The sequence below is a fragment of the Caldivirga sp. MU80 genome, from assembly GCF_001663375.1.
Lineage (GTDB): Archaea > Thermoproteota > Thermoprotei > Thermoproteales > Thermocladiaceae > Caldivirga.
Map to the genome: position 1 here is coordinate 1 of NZ_LCTF01000007.1, position 24332 is coordinate 24332.

At 50.4% G+C, this 24332-nt stretch carries 21 protein-coding genes and 1 pseudogene; 14 read left to right on the forward strand and 8 right to left on the reverse strand.

Annotated features, from left to right (window positions below; translation table 11 throughout):
* Nucleotides 1-344, forward strand: a pseudogene (locus AAX04_RS03015) (2-oxoacid:ferredoxin oxidoreductase subunit beta); the annotation flags it as partial.
* A gap of 60 nt (nt 345-404) precedes the next feature.
* Here the strand turns inward: AAX04_RS03015 and AAX04_RS03020 are convergent.
* The 3 genes from AAX04_RS03020 to AAX04_RS03030 form a co-directional block, all read right to left on the reverse strand.
* Complete coding sequence (locus AAX04_RS03020; protein ID WP_066793797.1) at nt 405-1088, reverse strand: metal-dependent hydrolase; 684 nt, start codon at nt 1086-1088, stop codon at nt 405-407.
* An 81-nt stretch (nt 1089-1169) separates the two neighbouring features.
* The gene (locus tag AAX04_RS03025; protein ID WP_084761162.1) at nt 1170-2243 is read right to left on the reverse strand and encodes a pyridoxal-phosphate dependent enzyme; all 1074 of its coding nucleotides are present in this window, start codon (nt 2241-2243) and stop codon (nt 1170-1172) included.
* 151 nt (nt 2244-2394) lie between these two features.
* Entirely contained in the window at nt 2395-2625 is a 231-nt protein-coding gene (locus tag AAX04_RS03030; RefSeq protein WP_066793800.1) for a CDGSH iron-sulfur domain-containing protein, read from the reverse strand.
* Between the two features lie 231 nt (nt 2626-2856).
* On the opposite strand from AAX04_RS03030, the gene sufB reads away from it, so the two are divergent.
* The gene (gene sufB / locus AAX04_RS03035) at nt 2857-4278 is read left to right on the forward strand and encodes a Fe-S cluster assembly protein SufB (protein WP_066793803.1); all 1422 of its coding nucleotides are present in this window, start codon (nt 2857-2859) and stop codon (nt 4276-4278) included.
* 83 nt (nt 4279-4361) lie between these two features.
* Entirely contained in the window at nt 4362-4718 is a 357-nt protein-coding gene (locus tag AAX04_RS03040; RefSeq protein WP_066793806.1) for a twin-arginine translocase TatA/TatE family subunit, read from the forward strand.
* A gap of 3 nt (nt 4719-4721) precedes the next feature.
* Here AAX04_RS03040 and AAX04_RS03045 read toward each other — a convergent pair whose 3' ends face one another.
* Nucleotides 4722-5219, reverse strand: coding sequence for a molybdopterin-guanine dinucleotide biosynthesis protein MobB (locus AAX04_RS03045; protein ID WP_066793808.1), 498 nt, complete (start codon nt 5217-5219; stop codon nt 4722-4724).
* Between the two features lie 80 nt (nt 5220-5299).
* Between AAX04_RS03045 and AAX04_RS03050 the strand changes: the two genes are divergently transcribed.
* From AAX04_RS03050 to AAX04_RS03075, 6 genes are all read left to right on the forward strand, one after another.
* The gene (locus tag AAX04_RS03050; RefSeq protein ID WP_066793810.1) at nt 5300-6517 is read left to right on the forward strand and encodes a DNA repair exonuclease; all 1218 of its coding nucleotides are present in this window, start codon (nt 5300-5302) and stop codon (nt 6515-6517) included.
* The gene (locus tag AAX04_RS03055; RefSeq protein ID WP_084761164.1) at nt 6499-8913 is read left to right on the forward strand and encodes an AAA family ATPase; all 2415 of its coding nucleotides are present in this window, start codon (nt 6499-6501) and stop codon (nt 8911-8913) included. The genes AAX04_RS03050 and AAX04_RS03055 overlap by 19 nt, the downstream gene beginning before the upstream one ends.
* Nucleotides 8914-9042: 129 nt before the next feature.
* Entirely contained in the window at nt 9043-10887 is a 1845-nt protein-coding gene (gene iorA, locus AAX04_RS03060) for an indolepyruvate ferredoxin oxidoreductase subunit alpha (RefSeq protein WP_066793814.1), read from the forward strand.
* Nucleotides 10887-11474 (forward strand): indolepyruvate oxidoreductase subunit beta, encoded by a 588-nt coding sequence (locus AAX04_RS03065; RefSeq protein WP_066793817.1) that lies wholly within the window; start codon nt 10887-10889, stop codon nt 11472-11474. Before iorA ends, AAX04_RS03065 begins: the two co-directional genes overlap by 1 nt.
* A gap of 71 nt (nt 11475-11545) precedes the next feature.
* On the forward strand, nt 11546-12685 hold the full coding sequence (locus AAX04_RS03070; protein ID WP_066793820.1) for an AAA family ATPase: 1140 nt from the start codon (nt 11546-11548) through the stop codon (nt 12683-12685).
* Entirely contained in the window at nt 12669-14015 is a 1347-nt protein-coding gene (locus AAX04_RS03075; protein WP_066793822.1) for a VWA containing CoxE family protein, read from the forward strand. Before AAX04_RS03070 ends, AAX04_RS03075 begins: the two co-directional genes overlap by 17 nt.
* Nucleotides 14016-14019: 4 nt before the next feature.
* Here AAX04_RS03075 and AAX04_RS03080 read toward each other — a convergent pair whose 3' ends face one another.
* On the reverse strand, nt 14020-15219 hold the full coding sequence (locus AAX04_RS03080) for a pyridoxal phosphate-dependent aminotransferase (protein ID WP_066793824.1): 1200 nt from the start codon (nt 15217-15219) through the stop codon (nt 14020-14022).
* Nucleotides 15220-15274: 55 nt separating this feature from the next.
* On the opposite strand from AAX04_RS03080, the gene AAX04_RS03085 reads away from it, so the two are divergent.
* The 4 genes from AAX04_RS03085 to AAX04_RS03100 all read left to right on the forward strand — a co-directional run bounded on the left by AAX04_RS03085 (nt 15275) and on the right by AAX04_RS03100 (nt 20118).
* Complete coding sequence (locus AAX04_RS03085; protein WP_084761165.1) at nt 15275-16522, forward strand: arginine deiminase family protein; 1248 nt, start codon at nt 15275-15277, stop codon at nt 16520-16522.
* Between the two features lie 68 nt (nt 16523-16590).
* Complete coding sequence (locus tag AAX04_RS03090) at nt 16591-16905, forward strand: 50S ribosomal protein L14e (protein WP_066793826.1); 315 nt, start codon at nt 16591-16593, stop codon at nt 16903-16905.
* 54 nt (nt 16906-16959) lie between these two features.
* Nucleotides 16960-17973 (forward strand): RNA-guided pseudouridylation complex pseudouridine synthase subunit Cbf5, encoded by a 1014-nt coding sequence (locus AAX04_RS03095; RefSeq protein ID WP_066793830.1) that lies wholly within the window; start codon nt 16960-16962, stop codon nt 17971-17973.
* 222 nt (nt 17974-18195) lie between these two features.
* Nucleotides 18196-20118 carry a hypothetical protein gene (locus AAX04_RS03100; protein ID WP_156519669.1) on the forward strand — a complete coding sequence of 641 codons (1923 nt, stop codon included), beginning with the start codon at nt 18196-18198 and terminating at the stop codon, nt 20116-20118.
* Between the two features lie 144 nt (nt 20119-20262).
* Here AAX04_RS03100 and AAX04_RS03105 read toward each other — a convergent pair whose 3' ends face one another.
* A complete protein-coding gene (locus AAX04_RS03105) occupies nt 20263-21459 on the reverse strand; it encodes a mandelate racemase/muconate lactonizing enzyme family protein (protein ID WP_066793836.1) in 1197 nt (398 codons plus the stop codon).
* A gap of 85 nt (nt 21460-21544) precedes the next feature.
* On the opposite strand from AAX04_RS03105, the gene AAX04_RS03110 reads away from it, so the two are divergent.
* Nucleotides 21545-22309: a TrmB family transcriptional regulator gene (locus AAX04_RS03110; RefSeq protein ID WP_238377782.1), complete on the forward strand. Its 765-nt coding sequence runs from the start codon at nt 21545-21547 to the stop codon at nt 22307-22309.
* An 8-nt stretch (nt 22310-22317) separates the two neighbouring features.
* On the opposite strand, the gene AAX04_RS03115 is transcribed toward AAX04_RS03110, so the two are convergent.
* Both AAX04_RS03115 and AAX04_RS03120 read right to left on the reverse strand, forming a co-directional pair.
* Nucleotides 22318-23190, reverse strand: coding sequence for a RimK family alpha-L-glutamate ligase (locus tag AAX04_RS03115; protein WP_369818403.1), 873 nt, complete (start codon nt 23188-23190; stop codon nt 22318-22320).
* Nucleotides 23191-23350: 160 nt separating this feature from the next.
* Nucleotides 23351-24319 (reverse strand): Lrp/AsnC family transcriptional regulator, encoded by a 969-nt coding sequence (locus AAX04_RS03120; RefSeq protein WP_084761173.1) that lies wholly within the window; start codon nt 24317-24319, stop codon nt 23351-23353.
* Between the last annotated feature and the right edge of the window lie 13 nt (nt 24320-24332).

Sequence of the window (24332 nt, forward strand, 5' to 3'; positions counted from 1 at the left end):
TAGACGTATTGCAACCATGCCCAACATACAATGACATAAACACTAAGGAATGGTACGAGAAGAGGATAAGAAAACTAGAGGATGAAAAATGGGACCCAGTGGTAAAAGACCCAAAGGAAGCAGATGAGAAGAAGTTTAGAGCCATGGAGAAGGCCAATGAGTGGGGTGATAGGATATACGTAGGTATATTCTACCAGAACGAGCATGTGCCAACCTACGAGGAGAGGATGCTATCCAGGATAAGCAACTACCTGGAGTTGCCACCTGCAAAGCAGGCTATTGAGGCTGACGGTTACTCGCTAACAGTTATAGATAGTATACTTGAAAAGAGGAGGGTTGTTTAAAGATCACGGACTCTTTTTTAAACGAACTTAAAACCAGGTTTTTATCCTCTACTTAATGGTCTACTTAATGGGTAGGTTCAACGTGTCCCCAGGCTTCATTACGTAGACTCTGACGTGGGGTGCCAGTGACTCAACCAGGTTCCTGAACTCCTCAGGGTCCTGCTTAATCTGTGGGAAGGTGTTGTAGTGCATGGGCACCACCGCCCTTGGGTTGATTAGGGATACTGCGTATGCAGCCTCCCTGGGGCTCATGGTGAAGTAGCCCCCTATTGGTAGTAGGGCTATGTCTGGCCTATACAACCTGCCTATGAGCTCCATGTCGTTGAATAACCCGGTATCACCTGCGTGGTAAATCACGGCCTCAGGCGACTTAATCACGAAGCCCACTGGGGAGCCGTGGGTTGAACTGTGCATTGCCGGCGTCATGTAGATCTCTATCTCGTTGGTTAACTTAACGGGCCCACCAATGTTCATCCCTATGGTGTTTTTAACCCCCTCCCTCTCGGCTAGGTGAACCGCCAGTTCGAAAACAGCCACAACAGTGGCGTTGGTCTTGTTGGCTATTTGAACCGTCTCACCCAGATGGTCTGAGTGGTCGTGGGTGACTAGGATGAAGTCCACGTTACCCAGTTCACCTAGGGTAACCGGTGAGTTTGGGTTTGAGATCCATGGGTCTATCAGTATCCTCCTACCCATCAACTCAACCTCAAAGGCAGCATGCCCAAGCCACCTCAGGTAGCCCATAACCCGAGGAGTGTGCCACCCCTTATAAAGGTGAATACGCTGATTATGGGTGAGGTGGCCTTTCAATCCTTAATACCAAGCTTATGAGCCGGCCAGTAGGCTATGTATCTCGTTAGTTGTCTTAAGGCCTGAACCCGTCAATATAACCACGGTGCCGCCACTTGGCTTAAGCTCCCTCAACGCCTTAAACACCACCGCGCTTGTTGGCTCAATGATGAACCCAAGCCTCAACCCCTCCCTCAAACCATCCACAACATCAAAGTCCCCCGCGACAACCACCTCACCACCGCTATCCCTAACGGCATCCACTATCTGCTCAAGCCTAGGCGGTTGGGGGACCATGATGCCCTCCGGTAGTGTTGACTGGGGGCCTGGTGGCGTATTGTGGAGCGCCCTATGGGCCCACTCGTAGCCCGAGGCCTCAACCGCTATTAGCCTTGGCACCTCCTTAATAACCCTCATCTCCACCAACTCCCTGAAGCCCGTGTGGAGGCCCAGTAGTAGTGTGCCGTTGCCCAGTGGGGCCACTACGTTATCCACCTTACCCAGTTCGAGGGCTATTTCGTAGGCTATCAGCTTAACGCCGTGGATGAAGAACGGGTTCCATGAATGCCCAACGTAAACCCCATCCTGGTAGCTCATGGCTAATGCGGATGCATCAGCCCTACTCGGGGTTTCAACAACGTTGGCCCCAAGCAGCCTCATGAACCTCTTCTTAGCCTCTGAAGCCCCCCTTGGGACATATATCCTTGCCCTAACCCCCTTAACCATTGAGTAGGCCGCCAGTGAGAGCCCTGCATTACCACTTGAGTCCTCAACCACGGTCACATCATTGCCTAGTACTGATAGTGCCAAGGCCCACCCCCTATCCTTAAATGAACCCGTTGGGTTGAGGTACTCGAGTTTGAAATAGTAGCCACGCCTATTAACCATCGGCGTGGCCCCCTCACCAAGGCTAACCAACTCCTTAACAGGTAGAACCTTAGCCAACTCACGCCTACTAAGCTCCCTCGGCTTCCTCAACTCGTACTCCACATTCAACGGTGAGCCACACCTAGGGCACCTAAACATCCAGATATTAGCCTCAGTGGTGAAGCCGCACCTAGGGCACTTGTAAACCACGTCACCGGTTAAATTAACCAGGTTAAGCACCATTACAAGGGCTACGCCAACCACTATTTAAGTGAACCCGCATCATGGGTAATGGTCTATTCCATTGAACGTGAGGAGCCTTATTAAGACGTGAGCGTATGCTTATTTAACCTAAGGTGGCTTAATTTTAATGTATGGACTTAAGCTAGGGCCCTCAAACCCTCCGCGTCCCAGTTAGGTTAATGTTGACCTCACCCAGTCTCTTGTAGCCGGATTCATCATACGTGTAGACCTTATTGGCATCCTCATCCTGAACCAGCTTATGCTTACCACTGCAGAACGGGTACTTATCACTTAACCCACACATGCATATGGCAACCACCTCTCCTGACGGTAACCTGTGTATGTATGGGCCCTTAGCCGTATGCACAATCAACCTAGCCATGACAATCTTAATCACCGGCTATTTATAAACCAACCAGCGCTGTTCGTCACACCCTGAGGGCTTGAGATTATGCCTAATGCCACTGCCCTTGGGTGAAGGTTAATTAAGTTAAGGCCTACACCTAAGCCACTAGTGATGAGGATCGTTAAGTTGGGAGTTGTGACCGGGAACCCACGTACTGAATATTGCGTAAGGTAGGGTTTATATTTTCATAATGAATTCCAGAGAATTATGAGTGGGGGTGGCGTTAAGCTCGACATATTAAGGACTGGGGATGTCGCAGATATGCTTGGTCCTGCCAAGCGTATTGAATGGAGCGTGACCATAAGGGGCAGGGTTGGTAAGGATGTGGTTGAGGAGTTGAGTAGGATTAGGAGCGAGCCTGATTGGATGAGGAGACTGAGGTTAAGGGCTCTTGAAATGTTTGAGAGGCAGCCTTGGCCCAACTGGCTTCCCCTCGAAGGTAACATTGACCTTGAATCCCTCGTTCTTTACGCCAAGCCAAGCGTGGAGAGGGTTAGGTCATGGGATGAGTTACCAAGGGAGTTAAGGGAGTACTACGAGGCACTTCAAGTGCCTGAAATTGAATCTAAGTTACTTGCAGGGGTCATAGGACAGGTGGACTCTGGTGTTGTTTATGAGAACACTAAGAAGAGCCTTGAGGAGGCTGGCGTAATCGCCATGAGCATGGATGAGGCCGTTAAGAGGTACCCAGACCTGGTTAAGAGGTACTTCGCCAAGGTCTTCCCACCTGAGTACAAGTTCGCCTCACTAAACATAGCCCTCTGGAGTGGCGGCGTCTTCGTCTACGTACCGCCGAACACGCATGTTAAATTACCCGTGGAGTTGGTTGTCTTGATCAGTAGCGCCAATGTAGGGCAATTCGAACACTCGCTTATCGTTGTTGATGAGAATGCGCAGGTTGAGCTGATAGTCGCATGCGCAGCCCCGATCTTCAGCGGGCTTAGCCTACATGACGGGATCACTGAGGTTTACGTCCATAAGGGCGCTAGGGTTAAACTTGTTGACTTAAAGAATTGGAGTAGGGGGGTGGTGTACTTCGGCAACAATAGGGCCATAGCCGAGGGCAATACAAATGTCGAGTGGCTTAGCGGCTCACTGGGCGGTAAGGTAACCATGGTCTACCCAATGACGGTGCTTAAGGGCGCTAACTCCAAGACAACCGTAACCTCGGTGGCCTTAGCAAATGGCCCAACGTGGAAGGAGGAGGGGGCTAAGGTCTTCCACGACGCGCCACACACCTCAAGCAAAGTGGTTAGTAAGGGTATTAGCCTAAATGGAGGTACAACAGTGTACAGGGGTCTCGTTTACGTTAGGAGGGGTGCTAGGTTTGCTAGGTCTCATGTTGCTTGTGATTCCCTTGTTCTTGATGGTGATTCCAAGGCCTACACAATACCACATGAACAAGTCTTCGAGGAAACAGCGGTAGTCACCCACGAGGCTTATACGGGTAGGATAAGTGAGGATAAGATAAACTACCTAAGAACAAGAGGACTAACAGAGGAAGAAGCAAAAAGCCTAATAGTACTGGGCTACTTTAACGACGTGATGGTTAACCTACCCATGGAGTATGTGTCAATATTCAACAGGGCCATTGAACTGGAGTTAACCAGGCTATCCAAGGTGGGTTAAGGGGACCACCTACAGTGTTTTTCTAACCTGTGAGAAAAAGATTTATTAAGTTAAGCACAGGCTTGAAAATATAAGGGGTAGGTATGATTGGGAGTATTTGGGATTGGATAGTAGTGATCGCCGTGGTGTTAATACTGTTCGGTGGTACATCTAAGATACCTGAATTGTTTAGGGCTTTAGGTAGGGCCGTGGGTGAGTTCAAGAAGGGTCAGATGGAGGTGGAGAGGGAGCTTAGGCAGATGGTTACTGAGGCTCAATCACCAACTCCACCAACCCAACTCAGCCCCCAGCCAACAGGTCAGACTGCTAGTAATACCGCCGTCAATCAACCTGCTAATGGCCAACCCAACAAAAACAATGAGGTAGAAGAGTTGAGGAGGCAGGTGGAGGAGTTAAAGAGGGAGTTGGAGAGACTGAGAAATCAGGGACAGGCCAACTGAGCCCTAGCCATTAATGGCTGTGTAACTTAAAACACTGTTAATTAATTCGCTAATACTGTTCACGCATCCATCTAACCTACACCCGCAAAATCCACAGTAGATTATGAGCGGCGGCTTAATCCCTTTAGTTAACTCCCCAACCTCCTCAATACTCCTAGGTAGGATTACCTTAATTACGTCGTCTCTATCTCTAACCTCTTCATTAAACCCCTCCATTATTAGGTAATCTGGCTTAGCCAGTTCGCTTATGAGGTTTATGATGCGGTTTAGCTCAATGGGTGTGTTGACCAGTATGTGTGTCTTATCTGGTGCTAAGCCAACCACAGTCTCAGCCCCCTCCCTGGAGAAGACCCACGTATCCTTACCCCTAACGTCGAATTCCTGGCCGTAGTCGTGGATCCTCTTAATAACGGCAACCCTACCCTTAACCACATGCAACAGTTCCCTAATTAGGGTTGTTTTACCTGACTTCCTGAAGCCTATGAAGGCTATGGTTATCATTGCTAGTTAACCGTGTGGGGAGTGGTTGAAAAGTATTAATTAATGCACTAGTTTTTTAACCCAACATTAGCCTCTACCCAGTGCTTATTGCCCACCTCTCCGACGTGCACCTGGGTAGGAGGCAGTATGGACTTGAGGCGAGAGCCAAGGACTATGAGTTAGCCTTCCTCAGGGCCATTGATGAGATTATTGGACTACGTGAGGAGAGGGGTGTCGACCTGGTTCTGGTTAGCGGGGACCTCTTCGATAACCCAAGGCCATCACCCTCAACATACCTCACGGCCATTAAGGGCTTTAGTAGGCTTAGGGATTCAGGCATAGATGTGCTGGTTATAAGGGGTAACCACGATGCATCAGTCATAAACCCCATAGATAACCCCATAACTGTATTGGACTCCTCAGGCTTGGTCAAGTACCTTGACCATGGTTACGTTGATTATGGTAAGGTTAGGGTGATTGGTGTTGGCTGCGCACCCACTAATAGCCGGGTTAAAATGGTTAAGGCGCTAAGAGAACTGTTGGGGAATGGAGTTAACATTGTCATGATGCACCAGTACGTTGAGGGTGCCCCATACAGGTACCCAATGCCTAACATAGACTACTACACTATACCAGCTGGTGAACTGCCCAAGGATGCTTACTACGCCGTCGGCCACATACACGAGCACGCCTTGAGACACCCAACCCTCGAGGCCGTGTACCCTGGGTCACTTGAGGTTTGGGACTCCCAGGAGTTCGAGACTCATGTGCTTGAGGGTGGTAGGTTGAGGATGGTTAAGGGCCAGGATCCAAAGGGCTTCCTACTGCTGGATGTTGATGAGGGTAGTGGTAGGGTTAGGGTTGAGCCCATTAGGCTTAAGGGAGGGCGAAGGATGATTAAGGTTATCGTTAACGTTAACGGTGAACCACCATCAACCTTCAAGGAGCAGTTAGGTGGGTTGGGAGCCTTAGACTATAGGGATGCGTACGTTGAGGTTGATGTGATTGGTGAATTGGGTGATGGGTTCAGCGTTAGGGATTACGGGTTCAACACGGTTAAGGGCCTAATTAACGGCGCCCTTAAGGTGAACGTTAAGCTATCCGTGGCAAGGCGTGGGTCAGCCAAGGCCCAGGCAACCCATGGCCTAATTGAGCTTATTCAAACAGTGCTCAACAAGAGTATAGGTGATGAGGCTGTGGTTAACGCAGTTTTGAGGGCCCTCGACCTGATAAGTGATGGTAAGGTTAATGAGGCTGTGGCCATACTGGAGAGGGGGCTTGGACTGGGGAGTGATGTTGAATGGCTTCAGTGGAGTTAATTGAGGTGGAGAACGTTAGGTCAGTTAGGAAGGCCTCAATAAGGCTTAGTAGTGGGGTTAACTTCATATATGGCCTTAACGGGGCTGGGAAAACCACAATACTTGACTCCATAGCCATAGCACTCTACGGCACTGACTGGCTGAAGAGGAGGAGGATTAGGCTATCCGACCTAGTCACCATGGGGGCCTCCGTGGGTGTGGTTAGGCTACTCATAAACATAAATGGCCGCAGGTACACTGTCCAAAGAGCCTTCACCAGGGAGAAGGTTATTGAAACCCAGACCTACGTAATGAGCGAGGATGGGGTTAGGGTGGCGGAGAGGGATAGGGAGGTCACCAGGTGGGTCACTGAGAACCTAGGCGTGGACGTGGAGTTGTTTAACCTACTCTACGCCAGGCAGGGTGAGTTGAGGGATGTACTTGAGGTTAATAGGAGGGAGGAGTTTAAGCTGGATAAGCTGCTTAAAATAGACTCCATGGATAAACTGCAGACAGAGGTCCTGAGGGGCATTGAGAGGAGGCTTGAGGGGGAGGCAAAGGCCCTTGAGGCCGCCATTAAGGAGAACAGTAACGAGAGGGAGAGGATTGAGAAGAGGCTGAGTGAGGCGAGGGCCAGGGTTAAGGAGCTTGAGTCCATGATAAGTGGGCTTGGCGAGGAGTTAAGCAGGAAGGAGACTGAGCTAAGTGAGCTTAGGAATGAGGAGAGGAGGCTCATAGGGGTTAGGGAGAGGTTTAACACCATTAATGACGAGTTGAACAGGCTTAGGGATGAGTTGAACAGGCTTAACGCCGAGGTTGAGGAGCTGAAGGCTAAGGTTAAGGAAAAGGAGGTGCTTAAGGCCAGGGCCAGGGAGATTGAGGATAAGTTAAAGGCATCAAGGGGATTGAGGGATGAAGCGAGTAGGCTCGAGGAGTTGGTGAATGAACTAGGGGGGAGGGTGAGGGAGCTTGAATCCAAGGAGTCGATGATTAAGGAACTTGAGAGGCAACGCTCAGACCTAAATAGGCAAATAAGGGAGCTTGAGGATGAGTTAGAGGAGTTGAGGGAGGTTAGGGAGAGGAGGAGGGGGTTGGAGGAGAGAATTAGGGAAGTTACATTAAGGCTGAGGGAGCTTGATGAGTTAAGGGCCAGGAGGACTTCACTAATGGAGGAGTTGAACCACATTAACGAGGAGTTGAACATACTTAAACAGTCCAATGAACCAGTCTGTCCAGTCTGCAAAAGGCCGCTCAACCCTGATGATAGGGAGAGGATAATTAAGGAGAATGCGGAAAGGATGAAGAGGATTAGGGAGGAGTTAAGCAGTATTAACTCAAGGCTTAGGGATTACGACAACCTTAAGGAGGATGAGGAGGACCTCAGGGGTAAGCTGGCTCAGGTTAATGTGGCTGAGGAGAGGATACCCACCCTGGAGTCTAGGCTTAGGGAATTGAGGGGTAGGTTAACCGAGCTTAACGAGGAGCTGGAGGCCATTAAGGGTGAGGTTAAGGAGCTGGCTAAGCTAAGGGAGGAGTACAATAATGCCAATGCTAGGCTTAGGCAGTTGAGGAACCAGTTAAAGAGCCTTGAGTCGCTTCAGGAAGAGTACCTTAGGATTAGCGCCGAGTTGGCAAAGAACCCTGAGGCGGAGTTGAACAGCCTACTTAACAATAAGTCAAGGATTGAGGCCAGGGTGAGTGAACTGGAGGATGAGGCCAAGAGACTCAGCGGTGAGTTAACTAGGCTGAGCAATATTGAGGAATTGGTCAGTAAGGTTGATGATGAGGTTAAGGGGTTGAGGGCCAGGCTTGAGCAGGGTAGGGGTAGCCTAAGCCAGTTGATAAGCAGCATCGGGGAGATGGAAAATGAGGCTAGGCGCATAGGCGAATTGATAAGTAAGAGGAGTGAGAGGCTTAGGTTCATTAGGGGTAAGCTACAGGAGGTTGCTAAACTGGCCAGCGCCATTGAGGGTGCTAAGCCAGCCTTAAGGAGGGCGCTCCTAAACGCCATAAACGAGGAGTTGAGGGACACCTTCAAGGTGCTTAGGCATAAGGAGTCGCTTGCGGAGATTTACGTGACCGAGGATTACGAGGTCATGGTTAAGAGGAGTGATGGCAGGGAGTTACCGGTCAGCATGTTGTCCATGGGTGAGAAGAACCTGGTGGCCCTAGTCCTCAGGTTCGCGCTATCTAAGGCTCTCCTCGGCGACATACCGATAATGCTCCTCGACGAGCCCACGGAGCACCTGGACTCTGAGCATAGGAGGAGGGTGTCAAACTGGCTAAGGGACCTATCCGAGGTTGTGGATACCCTGATAGTCACCTCCCATGTGGATGCCTTCGAGAACACTGCTGATAACGTGATAAGGGTTGAGGTGGTTAACCCAAGGGGCGAGTCCGTAGCCTACAACGCCTAACTGCTAGTAACCACCCTTAACCCTTACTGGTAATACCACGCACCTGCGTTTAAGTATATATTTGATGTATTAAAATATAAACTATATTTATAACAATAGATTTAAAAGATCGGGTAAACCTAAGGTGCAATGGCCAACTGCACGGTAAGGTTCATGCTGGGTAATCACGCCGTCGCCCACGCCGCCCTAGAGGCAGGTATTGCCGTGGCGGCCGGTTACCCAGGCACGCCAAGTAGTGAAATCATTGAGTACATTTTTGAGCACGCTGGGGAGACTGGGACTTACGTCGAGTGGTCGAGTAATGAGAAGGTTGCCTTTGAGGTTGCCTACGGGGCAGCCTTAGCTGGGGCTAGGGCTTTGGTCAGCATGAAGCACGTTGGGTTGAACGTTGCCATGGATCCCCTCATGTCAAGCGCCTACACGGGGGTTAGGAATAGCCTACTAGTTATAACGGCTGATGACCCAGGCATGTGGTCCAGCCAGAATGAGCAAGACAATAGGTGGGTTGGCCTACACTCCCACATACCAGTCTTCGAACCCTACAACCCCCAGAACGCCGCTGACCTGGTTAAGTTATCAATGGACTTCAGCAGTAGGCTCAACCACCCAGTCATAATGAGGCTGGTTACTAGGGTTTCCCACGTTAGGGAACCTGTTAAGGTGTGTGAATTCGGTAAGCCAATATACGCCAGCGGCTACGTGAAGGATCCAGCCCACCAAGCCCTAGTGCCGGCTAATGCCAGGTTACTTAAGGGGGAGCTTGTTAAACGTTGGGAGGAGGTTAAGGCACTTGTTGAGGACCTACCCCACGAATACGTTGATGACGGGAAGGTACTCATCATAACCAGTGGGGTTGCGTATAGGTACGTTAAGGAGGCCCTCGAGGACCTTGAGGTTAAAGCCAGCACCCTTAACCTAGCGGCATCAGTACCTGTGCCTAGGAAGCTAATAGCCAATGCAGCCTCCAAGGCCGATAAGGTCATTGTTGTCGAGGAGGGTGACCCGGTGGTTGAGCTTCAGGTTAAGGAGACCCTCTTCGACGAGGGGATTAGGATCCCGGTTTACGGCAAGGCGGAGGGGTTATTCACCATGGTGGGCGAGTTAACGCTGATTAACGTTAGGGAGGGTATAGCTAAGGCTCTTGGCGTTGATATAGGCAGGGTGGTTAACCATCAGTATGTTGCTAATGTACCCCCACGCCCACCTGTATTCTGCCCAGGCTGCCCCCATGCAGCCTCCTTCTACGAACTGAAAATAGCAGCCGCAAGGGCTAGGGTTAAGCCTGTGTTCAGCGGTGACATAGGCTGCTACTCCCTTGGCATAAATCCACCGTTTAACGAGCAGGACCTTTTAACTAACATGGGCAGCTCAATAGGGTTAGGCATGGGTGTGCTTAGGGGTACTGGGGGTAGGCAGTTTATAGTGGCTGTGATAGGGGACTCAACCTTCTTCCACGCTGGTTTACCAGCCCTGGTGGATGCCGTTTACAATAAGGCACCCATGCTCATTGTGGTGCTTGACAACAGGTACACGGCCATGACGGGGGGCCAACCAAGTCCAACGCAGGTTATTGACATAGGTGCCGTGGCTAGGGCTATTGGGGTTAAGCATGTCTACACAGTGGACCCATTCAACGTTAAGGGGGCTGAGGAGGCCCTTAGGGACGCCATTGAGAAGGTTAAGGGTGGTGAACCGGCTGTGGTGGTTATGAGGAGGGCATGCGCCCTGGAGGCGGTTAGGGGCCGTGGGGCATTGGTGGTTAGGTACACCGTAGATGCCGACGCCTGCAGGGCATGCGGCATATGCTATAACCTACTAGCCTGCCCAGCAATAAACAAACTCGACAACGGCAAGGCAACTATTGACCAGGCCGCATGTGTAGGCTGCTCAGTCTGCGCCCAGATTTGCCCATACGGCGCAATAAGGCCCATTGGTGAACCCAGTGGATGGCTTAGTAAGTGGGGTGAGCTATAATGAGGCTGAACATTTACCTAACCGGCATTGGGGGACAGGGGTTAATAACCTTCGCCTCCATCATTGGCCAGGCGGCGGTGGACTCGGGGCTTAGGGTGACTGTGGCTGAGACCCATGGGTTGAGCCAAAGGGGTGGGGCCGTGGATGTACACGTCAGGATTGGTGAAGCCCACTCACCCCTAATACCGAGGGGTGAGGCTGATGTCGTAGTTGCCTTTGAGATTATCGAAGCACTAAGGGCCCTCCCATACACTAACCCGGCCACTGTGTTCATAGCCAATAGGAGGCTGATACCGCCACCAGCCTTCAGGGGTAAGTTACCTAAACCCGAGGACGTTGAGGTTGAAATCAAGAGCAGGGTGGCGTCGGCGTACTTCATAGACGCCTACAACCACGCCGTTAAGTTAGGTAACCCAATTTTCGAGAACATGGTGATGCTTGGAGCATTATTCGCGTTAACAAGGGTTAAGGAGTTGATTAGCATGGATACGGTTGAGGGGGCTATAGTTAAGGTAATAGGCAAGGCTGTGCAGGAGAACCTGAGAGCCTTTAGACTGGGCTACAGTATTGCCTCAGCCAGGCGCTGAAAGGCCCTGAACTTTAGTTAAGTAGTGTGTAGAGTGCAAACCATTATAAATAGGTTGGGGTCTGTTAAACTATGGAACCAGTGAGAGGTAAGGGTATTGAGGACATTAGGAGCTTGTACCTGAAGTTGAACAGCATGTTCTACAAATACAGTAATGAGGTTACAGGCATCTTGATGTCAACCCTGGCCAGGGAGAACTACCTACTCATAGGGCCACCTGGAACGGCTAAGACAACCCTAGTCTACGTGCTGTCCAAGCTACTCAATGCCAAGTGGTTTTATAGGCAGTTGACGAAGTTCACCGACCTTGAGGAGATACTTGGACCCATAGATGTGGCTAAGCTACTTGAGGGTAAGGTTGAGAGGATTTACGCGAATTCAATAGTTGAGAGCGACTTCGCACTACTCGACGAGATATTCAACGCCTCAAGCGCAATACTGAATACACTCCTCTCGCTACTGAACGAGAGGGTTGTTTACGATGGGGACAAGGTAATCCCGGTTAAGACCTGGACTGTCTTCGGTAGCAGTAATAGGATTCCAGAGGAGGAGGAACTTCAAGCCCTCTACGATAGATTCCCCCTAAGGACCTTCACAGAGTACGCCTCACCGGAGGACACGGAGGCCTTGTTGACGAAGGGGTGGTACCTGCGTAGGGAGACTGAGAGCCTAACCCCCGTGGCTACCATGGAGTTGATTAGGGACACCTACAATGAACTGGTTAGGCACCTCTACGGGAACATTAATGACGTGGCCAAGGTGGTTTCACCGATAATAGCGGATTTCGTTGAGCATGTCCCTATAAGCAATAGGACTAGGATAAAGGTGCCCCTCTACGCATTAGCCTACCTAATGATCCAGGGGTTCCCCCTAAGCCAAGTCAACGCCACCATGCTTAGGGTTGCCGTTATGAAGGTTGCCCGCTACCTGGTTCATGATAGGGAGCAGTTGAACGAGTACGAGGCCTTTCTAACGGCCCACTTGCCCGATGAGCTACTTAAGGTGAGTGACCTGGTCAGTGAGGCTAAGGCGCTCGTTAACAATAACATGGTTAATGAGGCTGCCCAGAAGATCAAGGAGGCTGAGGAGACCCTTAACAGGCTTAAGGCTAAGTGGGATAGGTCACTGCTGAGCCTATACTTGAGTGAAATAGAGGAGACGGATTACCTAATACAGAGGCTGAAGGGTGCCATATATGGGTCAGAGCAGTGAGGAGGACTACGGCATACTCCTCAACGTAGACTACGGGGAGGAGTTAACCCGCTACAGGCTTAGGGAGGTTTTCCTAATGGCTAAGCGCCACATGGTGCCTAACCTGGAGAAGGTGAAGAGCTACATACTGGCTGACTCATTCTACATACACTACAGGCAACCCATACTGAGGAGCAGTGCTGATAATGATAACTACAGGGCCCTGTGGAGACTGATAGTGAGCAATTACATCAACAGTGAGCAGTACGCCGAGGTGTCCAGGTTAACTAGGCTTAATGGAAGGTTGTCAAGGATCATGGCCGTTAAGCTACTTAGAATATATGTCAACATGCTTAATAGGATTGAGCGCAATGAGAGACTGTCCAATGCACTTAAGGATGCATCAAACAAGTCATCGCAGTCGTCTAGGGAGAGTAGGAATATGCTGGATAGAGAGATTAGGTCGCTGATATCCTTCTACATGGGCAACATGAAGAAGGTTAACGACACCATTAACAAGGCCCGCTCCGTGTTGGGCCCAGCCATAGGGCATGAGGTGGCTGAGTTAATACTGGACACGGACGTAGACCCATATAGGGCTAGGCTCGTTAACATGCTTAACTCACTCCTCAAGCTTGTCGTGGAGTCAAGCCGCATGTACGATGAGGGGCTGCTCAATGAGACCCTTGACAAGGGTGTTGTAACTGGGATAAAGAGGATGAGCAGGGTCAATGAGGTTAAGGACTTGACACCCACTAATAGGGCCCTGGCCAGGTTCGTTAAGCCAATATATGCCTACAAGTTGGCTACTGGGAGCTTGACGGTTAAGGAGAGGAGGATGATGAGGAAGCCCAAGATTTACCTAGTCATTGATAAGAGCGGGAGCATGTTCTACACGGTTATGAATAACATATTTGAGTACAGCAATGTAAGTAAGATAACCTGGGCAGCGGCGCTAGCCATAGTCATGGTCATGAAGGGGCATGAGGTTGTGGCCAGGTTCTTTGACCAGCAGATTTACCAATTAATGACGAACAAGAAGGACATTGTTAAGACACTCCTATCCCTAGTGCCACTGGGCGGCACAAACATAACCTCAGCCATTAGGGCGGCTTACGAGGATGCCCGCAGGAACCCAGCCTTAAGGAACTATAAACTGGTTTTAATAACCGACGGCGAGGATGATGAACTGGACCTAGCTCTCATTAAGCAGGGCCTATCGGGCTTCAGCGACTACAGGATTATCCTGATCGGTAATGAACACTCGGCGCTGGAGATGCTTGGGCCAAGGGTAACCAAGATACATAATCTAAACGCCAGGTCACTCATAAACGTCCTAAGGAGACTATAACCCATCACAGCGCTAATAGCCTCTTCAACAAGTCCGCTATCCTCTCCACGCCCTCCCTAAGCCTATCCACGGGTTCCCTGGTGAAGTTAATCCTAACGTGGTTAACTCCACCATCGCCGAAGGCTGAACCTGGGACAACGCCGACGTGCTCCTCCCTAAGCAGCCTCAGTGAAAACTCCAGATCATTAATCCCAGCCCTCCTTAGGTAACTTGATAGGTCTGGGAATATGAAGAGCCCTGCCTTGGGCTTCATAACCCTCGCATCCGGTAGCAAAGCCCTGAGGCTATTGTAAACTGCATCCCTCCTCTCCCTGAAGACGGGTATCACCTCCTTTATGAAATCCACCTTGTACCTGCGCAGGTAGAGGAGACCTATGTATTGGGCTGGGGTTGGTGGGTTAATGTTGATGTACTGCTTAACCCTGTTAAACACCTCCAGCACCTGCTCATCAGCCACCACGAAGCCTAGCCTCCAGCCTGGTAGTGCAGGGTCCTTTGAGAAGGTGTTCAACGCCACGACGTTATGAGTGTCGTACCTTAGGGCGTAGGTGTGCTCACCCTCGTAGTAGAGGTGCCTATAGGCCTCGTCATACACGAGCAATGCATCGTTGTCAATCGCTAGGTCGACGGCTGTTTTAACAACCTCGCTGCTTAGTGTTGAGCCTGTTGGGTTATCTGGGTTAACCAGTATTATCATCTTGGTGCCCTTATCGACAACCCTCTTCAAATCCTCGGGGCTTGGGTTAAACTCATTCTCAATGCTCACTTTAACCTCAACTACCTTCGCATTGAAGTACTGCATTATGGGCTTGTAGAGCAGGTAGGTTGGGTTGATTAGGACGACCTTATCCCCGGGGTTTATGAAGGTCATGGCTAGGGTTATTATTGCCTCCGAGGAACCAGTGGTCACGGATATGTTGGATGGCTGAACCTTAACACCCGAATACCTACTGTAATCCTCAGCCAAGGCCTCCCTCAACTCGGCGATACCTGGGGTTGAGGAGTAGGCGCTTAGCTCGAAGGCCCTTTCCCTAAGCAACCTTGTGAACTCATCGATTAAGCCGCTTGATGGTGGGACACCTGGCTGCCCAATGTGCATCTTAATCACATCGACGCCGTCACCCTCAAGTTGATCCACCAGTGCATTAACCTCCCTAATCATGGACCCCCTCAGGTACTCCGTCCCATTAGCCGGCCTAGGCATAACAACACCCGTTAAGTATAATCTATTTAAATTATTTTAGTGCAGCAAGCCTGGAATGCTGGTTAGGAGCGAGTGGGATGGTTTAAGTGAAGCTATGGTTCATAGGCCCGGCGTGGAGATGTTCTACGGCCTACTTTACCCTAAGGCCTTCCTCTACGAGGGTGCCTTCAGCATGGATGAGGCACTCTATGAGCACCAGAACATGGAGCACGTGCTGGTTAACGAGGGGGTTACTGTGCATAGGCTTAAGAACGTTATCATACAGAAGATGAGGCACAGCGGTGAGTTCAGGGAGTTGGTGGTAACCACCGTTAAGTCAATGATTAAGTACATGGGTGACCTGGGCGAGGAGGCGTACACGGACTTCCTTAGGAACATGGCTGCCTATGACCCTGAAACCCTATTCAACATACTTATACTTAGGCCACTGGTGCTCATTAGGAGGACTAAGACTGGGGTGGTGGCTAGGGTGGTCAATAGGACTCCCCTCGCCAACCTATACTATACGAGGGACCAGCAGCTTGTCGTTAAGGCTGGGATCGTTATAGGTAGGATGAGGATGCCCCAGAGGAGGCTTGAAACCATCGTTACTGAGCTCTTCTTCAGGGCCCTAAACGAACCAGTCATATATAGACTTGTTAAGCCAGGCTTCCTAGAGGGCGGCGACTTCATGCCAATGGGTGACTTCGCGGTGATTGGCCATGGGTGGCGAAGCAGCATTAACGGGGTTAACCAGGTCATTGGCTTATTGGATTATGATGAGGTGGCTGTGGCTAAGCTACCCAAGCACCCGTGGGGCGACAACATGCTTGTCATGCACCTGGACACGTACTTCAACGTAGCCGGCGATGGCTTGGTGATAGGTAATGAGGAGCTCATGCAAAGTACGCACGTCGTAATCTACGCCAAGGCCCAGGACGGCTTCGAAAAGGTGGGTGAGTCGAACCTCCTCGATTACATTAGGCAAAAGGGCTTCAATGTAATTAAGCTATCCATGGCTGAACAGGCTGCCTTCGCCGCCAACTTCCTCACGCTGAGGGATAGGAGGATAATTGTACCTAACGTTGAGGCCAACATCAAGAGGATAATCAGGAGACTCCAAAACTCAGAGGACTCGGTGCGCCAGACCACGTTGAACTACATAAGGGCTGGTTACGATAAGATGAGAAGTGAGGGTCACATATTCCCCTACAGGCCAGACGTGCTTAACGAAAGGGTGGACTTCATAACCATAGATGTCAGCGAGCTGGTTGGGGGTTATGGGGGTGTTCACTGCGCCATAGCAGCCATAAGGAGGGTTTAGGAATTCGACGAAGATGCGTGGTTTTCCATGCAATAAAACATTTTAAGGCCAGCCACTGAGGCTTAACCATGCCTAAGGTTTTCGATGTTGGCAGGGTGTGCGTTAAGCTGAACGGCAGGGAGGCTGGGAAGATGTGCGTGGTCGTGGATATAGTAGACGAGAGGTTCGTAATAGTGACTGGGCCCAAGAGCATAACGGGAGTTAAGAGGAGGAGGGCCAATGTAAAGCACCTTGAACCAACGGAGTATAAGGTTGAGATAAACAGGGGGGCCTCAGATGAGGAGGTGGCTAAGGCAATTGAGGCGGCTGGGCTTACTGAGGTTATGAAGAAGGGTGTTCAGCCGAAGTTATTCATGGTTCCAACCATTAACATAACCAAGTAACGGTTGATGGAGGTTAATAGTTAAAATCCTCATTTAAAACCGCCACTGGGGACAATGCTGGTTGAGGTTAACTGCAGTGGTAATAGGGCAGTTAGGGTTAAGGTGGATGAGGGCACTGACCCACGCTACGGTACTGAGCCATATAGGAGGAGTATTAGGGATTACGTGAACTTCGGCTTCATAATACTCGACAAGCCCAGGGGACCCACAAGCAGTGAGGTTGTTTCGTGGGTTAAGAAACTGCTCAACATAGGTAGGGCAGGCCACTCAGGGACCCTGGATCCAGGGGTTTCGGGGGTGTTACCCGTGGCACTGGGTGACTCAACGAAGGTGCTTCAGGGTATAGCAAACGCTGAGAAGGAGTACGTAGGTGTCATGCTCCTCCACTCCCAGGTGGATCAGAATAGGGTTAAGGCTGTCTTCAAGGAATTCACTGGAAGAATCTACCAACGCCCACCCCTGAGGAGTGCCGTTAAGAGGAGGATTAGGGTTAAGACGGTTTACGACCTTGATATACTCGAGTTTGATGGTAGGTACGTGCTGTTTAGGGCTAGGGTTGAGTCAGGCACGTACATCAGGAAGCTGTGCTACGACATAGGGGAGGTGCTGGGGGTTGGGGCCAGCATGAGGGAGCTTAGGAGGGTTAGGGTTGGGTGCTTCAGGGAGGAGGATGCCGTGAACCTTGAGACACTGAGGGAGGCTTACGCATTGTGGAGGGATTACGGGGACGAGGCACTGTTGAGGAGGGTTATTAGGCCCGTTGAGGAGATGGTTATCCACCTACCCAGGATCTACGTAAGGGACTCAGCAGTGGACGCAATAGCCCACGGCGCATCCCTAGCAGCCCCAGGCGTGGCTAAGGTTGAGGAGGGGATAGTGAAGAACCAGCTAGTGGCCTTAATGACTCTTAAGGGTGAGTTAGTAGCCCTAGCCGAAGCCACGGCGTCAACGGAAGAGATACTAAGCATGAATAGGGGTATTGTCGCTAAACCTACCAGGGTCATAATGCCCCGCGGGGTTTACCCATCAACATGGAGGCGTGGACAACAGAAGCCCGAGTCCAAGTAAAACCACCAGAATCTAAAGGACTTGCCTGTTGGGGGAGGAGACTGAAATCCCAGCCAGCCCAGCTACATTAAATGGTAAGGCTGGCATCACCAAGTCCTTCATCATCAGACTTTTATAAACTAGGCTAACGCAAAACATGGTATGCAGGGTAATATGAGACGCGTCTTGAGCATACTTATGCTAGTACTGCTGTTCCCGGCTACCGCTTTAGTGGTGGGTGTAATGGCCTACTCGCCTACTGGAGACCCAATCCTGCTCCTCTGGCTTGTTCCTTGGGGACCTTCAAACGGCACATACACCAACCTTCTGCCATACCTGCCGAGGGTAATGGTAGGTGTGGTGTTTGCGTTTCACACGGATGGCTTGGGGAACGGTGCCACCCTGCAGGAGACCTTGGCCTACGATGGCAACGGCTACTGGATCTCGGAACAGCTCTCGAAGCTCCAGGCGGTATACAACTCTTCCAGCGTGGTTTTCGTGAACTTCTTCCTGACTACTAGCACGTGGAGGGGTTACCTGACCAGCGTCACTCAGCCGCAGCTACTCCTCTTGAACTACACCCTCATGCAGATTGCCAGCATCACTAACAGGGGAGAGAGACTGGTTGTCGGGGTCTCCGAGATGAATGACCTTGACGATTACGGATACTACCAGGTTTACTCGCTCATTAGGCAGGACCTTCCGCACGCCCAGCTCTTCTACTACACTGACCTCGGCCAGAGCGTCAGCTCCATAGAGAGCGTGTTCACGTATCTCCGGTCTAACGGGATAACCCTGAATTATTTGGGCTATGATGTTTACCCATATCCATCCTACGACTACTTTAACGGCCAGGTTCAAATACCCGGCAATTTCGTTAGTCAGATTTCCGCGCTCCAGAGCTTCGCCCAGCAGAATGGTGTTAACTTCTTCATAGGGGAAGTTGGCTTTAGGGATGGGGATGTGCTGGGTTACGAGAACCCCTCCGCGACTGCCTACATAGACTTCAATGCTCCAGTGGGCTACCAGGATACGATAAACTACTACGAGGACGTAATATCTCAACTATCCTCAATGGGAGTAACCATAATAGGGATCTGGAACTATAACGGCTGGAATGGTGACCCGTTTGGGGTTTGGTACAACCCATACTTCGGTCAGCTCCTCGAGTTCGTTGGGATAAAGCCCATTGAGACCGCTAATATAGAGGTGGTCTCGCCTGTCCCTGTCTTCTACATCAATGGGAGTAAATACTACACCAACGGAACCTACACGGTGGCCCTCCCGGTGAACATAAGCTTCGATAGCTTATACTACATCAATGGCTCGGTGAGGATGATTCTCGAGGGTGTTGAAGTCAATGGACTGCAGTCTGGGGGCAGTTTCATGGTAAGCAAACCAGGCACCTATCAGATAATCGCCAAGTACCTTACTCAGTACTACGTGATGGTGAATTTAAACGTCTCTGCTTACGTGAACGGGGTCAAGGAGGAGCTGACTTCAGGTTGGTACGACATGGGTACCGTAATCCAGGTCTACCCGCAGGTCATCCATGTGGGCCCATACGAGGTGTACAACATAACCACATCCTACAGCTTCATCGTAAACAACCCAGGGTCAATCCAAGTTCCCTACACTGTAGAGTACTACGTCAAAATAATGTTACCCAACGGAACAATAGCTGGATGGTACGCAAATGGGTCAGTCATAAACCTACCCAAGACAGTCTACGTAAACGGCAAGGAATACGTGCTTGTCGGGCCTGACCAGATTGTGGTGAACGGCCCTATTGTGTCGGCGCGGCCAATGTATGTGCAAGTCACCACGACGAGTACATCTACTACGGCAACGACCCCAACTACCAGTACAACTACGTCTACTTCTTCCGCCAACTACCAGGCTTCTCAGACGACCACTAGCTCAACCGCAAGTACAATAACCAGCTCAACGATTACCATAAGTACAACCTCCACAACGATTAGTATCAGTAAGTCGACGTCAAGCACAGTCACCTCAACCACAACATCCACCACACTGTATGTTACCTCGACCACTATCACTTCAACCACGATACCTTATAGTAGCTTAAACACTTCATCAGCATTAATAGTAATAATGTTCCTTTTAATGCTAATTATATTAGCTATACTTATATCAAAGAAGTAATAAACTTTATGAAGAAGAAGTTTAAATAAAGATTGAAAAATGCAAATTTTGCATTCATTTAAAATACATTGCATAAACCAAACCCAGCTGCATCTCCTGGTGGTTAATGTTAATAAGGCAGGCAATGGGCTAGGATAATGTATTTTAAGTGCTGAACCTTCTCCAAGTACCTTTAATAACCCATACTGGTTCCTCCTCGTGGAATGGCTCCATGCCTGTGAACTTCATCTCCTCGAGGAGTCTCTCATTGACTGTTACCCCTAGGCCGGGTTTGCTGGGTACCGTGTGGTAGCCATCCTCGAGTTTGAAGGCATCGTTGATTACGTCCCTCTTCCACTGGGGCCAGAATTCGTAGAAGCTCTCCTGGATTAGCAGGTTATAGGTGCCTGCGTCGAATTGCATCGTGGCTGCGTGTTGTATTGGGCCGAAGGCGTTGTGTGGGGCTAGTTCAATACCGTAGGCCTCGCTTATGGCCCTTATCCTGCTCATGCCTGTGAAGCCTAGGGCGTTGGTTATGTCGGGTTGAAGAACATCGACGAGCCCCCTCTCCGCCAGTTGAAGAGCCTCCTCAACGCTGATTATCCTCTCACCCACGGCAATCCTAACACCCGTGGCAGCCTTAACCTTACCCAAACCTTCCATGTTTAGGTCTGGGTGCACGGGCTCCTCTATGAATAATGGGTCGAACTGCTCCATGGCCCTAACCATTTGAACAGCCGTATTTACGTTGAACCTACCGTGAACCTCGATTAAAATATCCACACCCTTACCCACAGCCTCCCTAACAGCCCTAACCCTCTCCACAGCCTCCTCAAGGCCAGCCCTATCCATTGAGTCGAAGTATGGGCCGAAGGGGTCGAACTTCATTGCCTTGAAACCCATTGAGACAACCTCCTTAGCCCTCCTGGCGAAGTCCTCTGGGGTTACGCAGTCGGAGTACCAGCCGTTGGCGTAAACCTTAACCTTCTCATTAATCAACCCACCTATGAGCTGGTACACGGGTGCCCCATAGTACTTACCCAATATGTCGTGGAGGGCGATGTCCACTGAGCTGTACGCCGTTGCCGATTCAAAGGACCTGCTTACGTAGAAGTCGTGCTTATACCACTCCCTGTAAAGGTACCCAATCCTGAACGGGTCCTTACCCACCACAAGCCTCCTAACCTCCTCAATAGCCTTAACGACCTGGTTAACCCTAAGCGTGGGCACCGCCTCACCATAACCCACCTGCCCATCAGACGTAACCACCCTAACTATTATTGAGACTGAGGCCCATGGACTTGCCTTGGCGGTGGCCAGGTCACTGATCGGGTAAACCTCCACATCCCTAATAGTAACCATACCTAAGCCTCAACCTACTTGAATTAAAAGCTACCGCCGTGGGGAACGCCTATGCTTAATGGGCGGAAAAGTATTATAGGATCACTTGGTTGGTTTAACCGTGCTTGATGACTACGTCAATAGGTTGATGAGGATGATGGGCCTCTCTAAGTATCAGCTTAAGGCTTACCTAACCCTAGTTGAGAGGGGGCCCTTAACGGCCGTCTCCCTGGCCAAGTACGCCAACATACCGTCCTCCAAGGTTTACAGTGTTTTGAAGGGCATGGTTAAACTGGGGTTGGTTGATGTGGACTCGAGCAAGAGGCCGGAGGTCTTCATGGCTAAGCCGCCTAAGGAGGTCTTCGGTATGGTGGTCTCGAGGATTAATGAGGTTGTTGAGAGGGCTAAGCCCATGATAAACACCCTCCAGATGGTGTATGAGGCATCGAACCAGAGGGTGGTTAAGGCCAGTAGTGAAACCCTTTTCACCGTTAAGGGGCTTCAAAGCACCAAGAACCTGGTTAGGATAGTCATAATGGGTGGCGCCAGGGACATAAGCATTGCCATACCCTACGAGCAGCTCCTGGATGAGGAGGTTTTATCAATGATAACCGAGGCCTCTGGGGCTGCTGAGGTTAAGTTGCTGGTGACCAGGGGCCTCATTGACCACGCCAAGGCCTTGCCGCCTAGGGTTAACCTCAGGGTTAGGGACTCCATGTTCGGGGCTGGTTTCATAGGCAACGGTGTACTGTTGGCCATACAGTATGGGGCAGATTACCTATCCCTATACTCAACCCAAGAGTACATCATTGAGATAGCCAGGACCTACTTTGAAACCCTGTGGAGAGAATCTGAGCCAGTCAATAGGTGACGTGCCACTTATCTCTTGATTAGGCTCTCCATAACCTCAACCAGCCTGGGCGCGGGGTTATTCATGGTTACTGAGGCTAATTCCTGCCAGTCGGGGCTACCGTTAACCTCAAACACCACGTACCCCTCAGGCCCCTCCCCAATGTCAACGCCCGCGTAGGTTAGGCCCAAGGCCTCGGTGGCCTTTATGGATAACTCCCTGAGCTCCTCATCAACGTTACCGCAGGGTTTCCCGTAGGCACCCTGGGCTATGTTGGTTTTCCACTGCCCATCAGACACAATCCTGTACATGCACCCAAACACTTCACCATTAATGACCATAACCCTAATGTCCCTGTTGGGCTTCTCAATATACCTCTGAACGTATATTGGCTTCTTAACCACGAGGAGGGATCTGGCCACTTGGAAGGCTACATCAGGGTCCTTCACCATAACGGAGCCGAAGCCCCTTGATCCCTGGACAGGCTTAATGACGACTTGCCCCATGCTCTTAGCCGCATTGTAAGCCACCAATAGGCTCTCCGTTGATACTGTTGAGGGCACTGGTATCTTGTTCCTGGCCAGTATGGCTAAGGTCTCTATCTTGTTCCTGGTCTTCAACAAGCCATCAACACTATTAACCACCCTACTCCCAGACTCCTCAAGAATCCTCAAAACACTGACCCTGTGGAAGAATTGCTCAACGTCTATCAGGAAGCCTAGGCTCCTCAGGAAAACCCCATCTATGTTGACCTTACCCTCACCTGATATGACGCTTACGTCGCCGTTGTCTAGCTTAATTGATAATCGGGAGATCTGTATGTACCTAGGCACATGGCCCTTAGCCCTAATGCTGTAGTAAAGGTCCCTATTGCTTCTGCTAGGAATAGGTGCATCCGCCACCACAGCTATGGTGTAGGGTATATTAAACCACCATGAGGATGCTTATGAAATGGCTTTTAAACTTTCAATCAAGTGTGCTTAACATGGGGACGAACATTGCCGCATAATAACAATGTAGATACTCATGTTTACCCATGTTGGAGACTAATCTTGCATATGCCTACTGTTCAATTCTCCTGGCCATGTTAGGCAGTAGGTTACGAATACTGGGTAGTAGCTCGTAGTTGGCTATGCCCAGTTTACCCAGTCTCTCATTAACAACATTTCTGATGATTTCGTAATTAAAGGCGTGTATCATGAAGTAGCAGTTGTACTCCCACTTACCCGGCACAGTCACCCTCTTAACCACGTGGGTTGCCTCATCTATGTTGGCTACTGATTCGCAGTCATCAGTGTTGAAAACTACCATGGCGTTTGCCCTGAAACCTGCCAAGTCTGGGTCAAGCATTGCGTAGAAGTCCCTTATAATGCCCTTATCCCTCAACTCGCTTATCAAGTCAGGCAGCCTACTCATTGGGATTCCGAACTTGGTTGATAATTCGCTGAATGGCTCGCTCACTATCTTTATTGACTTTATGGACTCGTAGAAGCCCATGGGTAACCCGGACTCCTCAATCCTATGCGGCTCACTGGGTAATCTACGTATCTTAGCCCTAGAGACTCCCCCGTAGAGGTCGAACTTAACGTCAATCTTATACGTCCTCTCGGCGTACAGTATCACGTAATCCTCAAGTCTCAACCCAAACCCGTTCACTATCCTCATGACCTTACCCTCAAGCTCCTCCCTATTGCCCGCCTTAGTCACGTACCAGATGTTATACCTGTCGTGTACCCTGAGGAAGTTGTGCGTCACCTGGCTATCCTTGTTAATCTCCGAGGCCACTTGGTCTATTAACCCATCACTGACCCTCAACGCAACCAATGCAGATATCATTCCCCTAGCCCTATAATTGACTAAGGCGCCGATTCTCCTAATAAGCCCCAGTTCCCTCATCCTCCTCATTGAGTCTATAACCCAATCCTCCGTTGCACCCACCCTGTTGGCTAACTCTAGGAATGGCCTATCGCTGATTGGGAAGTTGTACTGGGCTTCCATCAGTAAATCCCTTAATTTACCGTCAATGAGCATACCCGGTTCATCC

Coding starts and splice junctions, on each gene's coding strand:
- AAX04_RS03020 (WP_066793797.1), bottom strand. CDS start 1,088: ATGGGCTACCTGAGGTGGCTTGGGCATGCTGCCTTTGAGGTTGAGTTG.
- AAX04_RS03025 (WP_084761162.1), bottom strand. CDS start 2,243: ATGGTGCTTAACCTGGTTAATTTAACCGGTGACGTGGTTTACAAGTGC.
- AAX04_RS03030 (WP_066793800.1), bottom strand. CDS start 2,625: ATGGCTAGGTTGATTGTGCATACGGCTAAGGGCCCATACATACACAGG.
- sufB (WP_066793803.1), top strand. CDS start 2,857: ATGAGTGGGGGTGGCGTTAAGCTCGACATATTAAGGACTGGGGATGTC.
- AAX04_RS03040 (WP_066793806.1), top strand. CDS start 4,362: ATGATTGGGAGTATTTGGGATTGGATAGTAGTGATCGCCGTGGTGTTA.
- AAX04_RS03045 (WP_066793808.1), bottom strand. CDS start 5,219: ATGATAACCATAGCCTTCATAGGCTTCAGGAAGTCAGGTAAAACAACC.
- AAX04_RS03055 (WP_084761164.1), top strand. CDS start 6,499: ATGGCTTCAGTGGAGTTAATTGAGGTGGAGAACGTTAGGTCAGTTAGG.
- iorA (WP_066793814.1), top strand. CDS start 9,043: ATGGCCAACTGCACGGTAAGGTTCATGCTGGGTAATCACGCCGTCGCC.
- AAX04_RS03065 (WP_066793817.1), top strand. CDS start 10,887: ATGAGGCTGAACATTTACCTAACCGGCATTGGGGGACAGGGGTTAATA.
- AAX04_RS03070 (WP_066793820.1), top strand. CDS start 11,546: ATGGAACCAGTGAGAGGTAAGGGTATTGAGGACATTAGGAGCTTGTAC.
- AAX04_RS03075 (WP_066793822.1), top strand. CDS start 12,669: ATGGGTCAGAGCAGTGAGGAGGACTACGGCATACTCCTCAACGTAGAC.
- AAX04_RS03080 (WP_066793824.1), bottom strand. CDS start 15,219: ATGCCTAGGCCGGCTAATGGGACGGAGTACCTGAGGGGGTCCATGATT.
- AAX04_RS03085 (WP_084761165.1), top strand. CDS start 15,275: ATGCTGGTTAGGAGCGAGTGGGATGGTTTAAGTGAAGCTATGGTTCAT.
- AAX04_RS03090 (WP_066793826.1), top strand. CDS start 16,591: ATGCCTAAGGTTTTCGATGTTGGCAGGGTGTGCGTTAAGCTGAACGGC.
- AAX04_RS03095 (WP_066793830.1), top strand. CDS start 16,960: ATGCTGGTTGAGGTTAACTGCAGTGGTAATAGGGCAGTTAGGGTTAAG.
- AAX04_RS03100 (WP_156519669.1), top strand. CDS start 18,196: ATGGCCTACTCGCCTACTGGAGACCCAATCCTGCTCCTCTGGCTTGTT.
- AAX04_RS03105 (WP_066793836.1), bottom strand. CDS start 21,459: ATGGTTACTATTAGGGATGTGGAGGTTTACCCGATCAGTGACCTGGCC.
- AAX04_RS03120 (WP_084761173.1), bottom strand. CDS start 24,319: ATGCTCATTGACGGTAAATTAAGGGATTTACTGATGGAAGCCCAGTAC.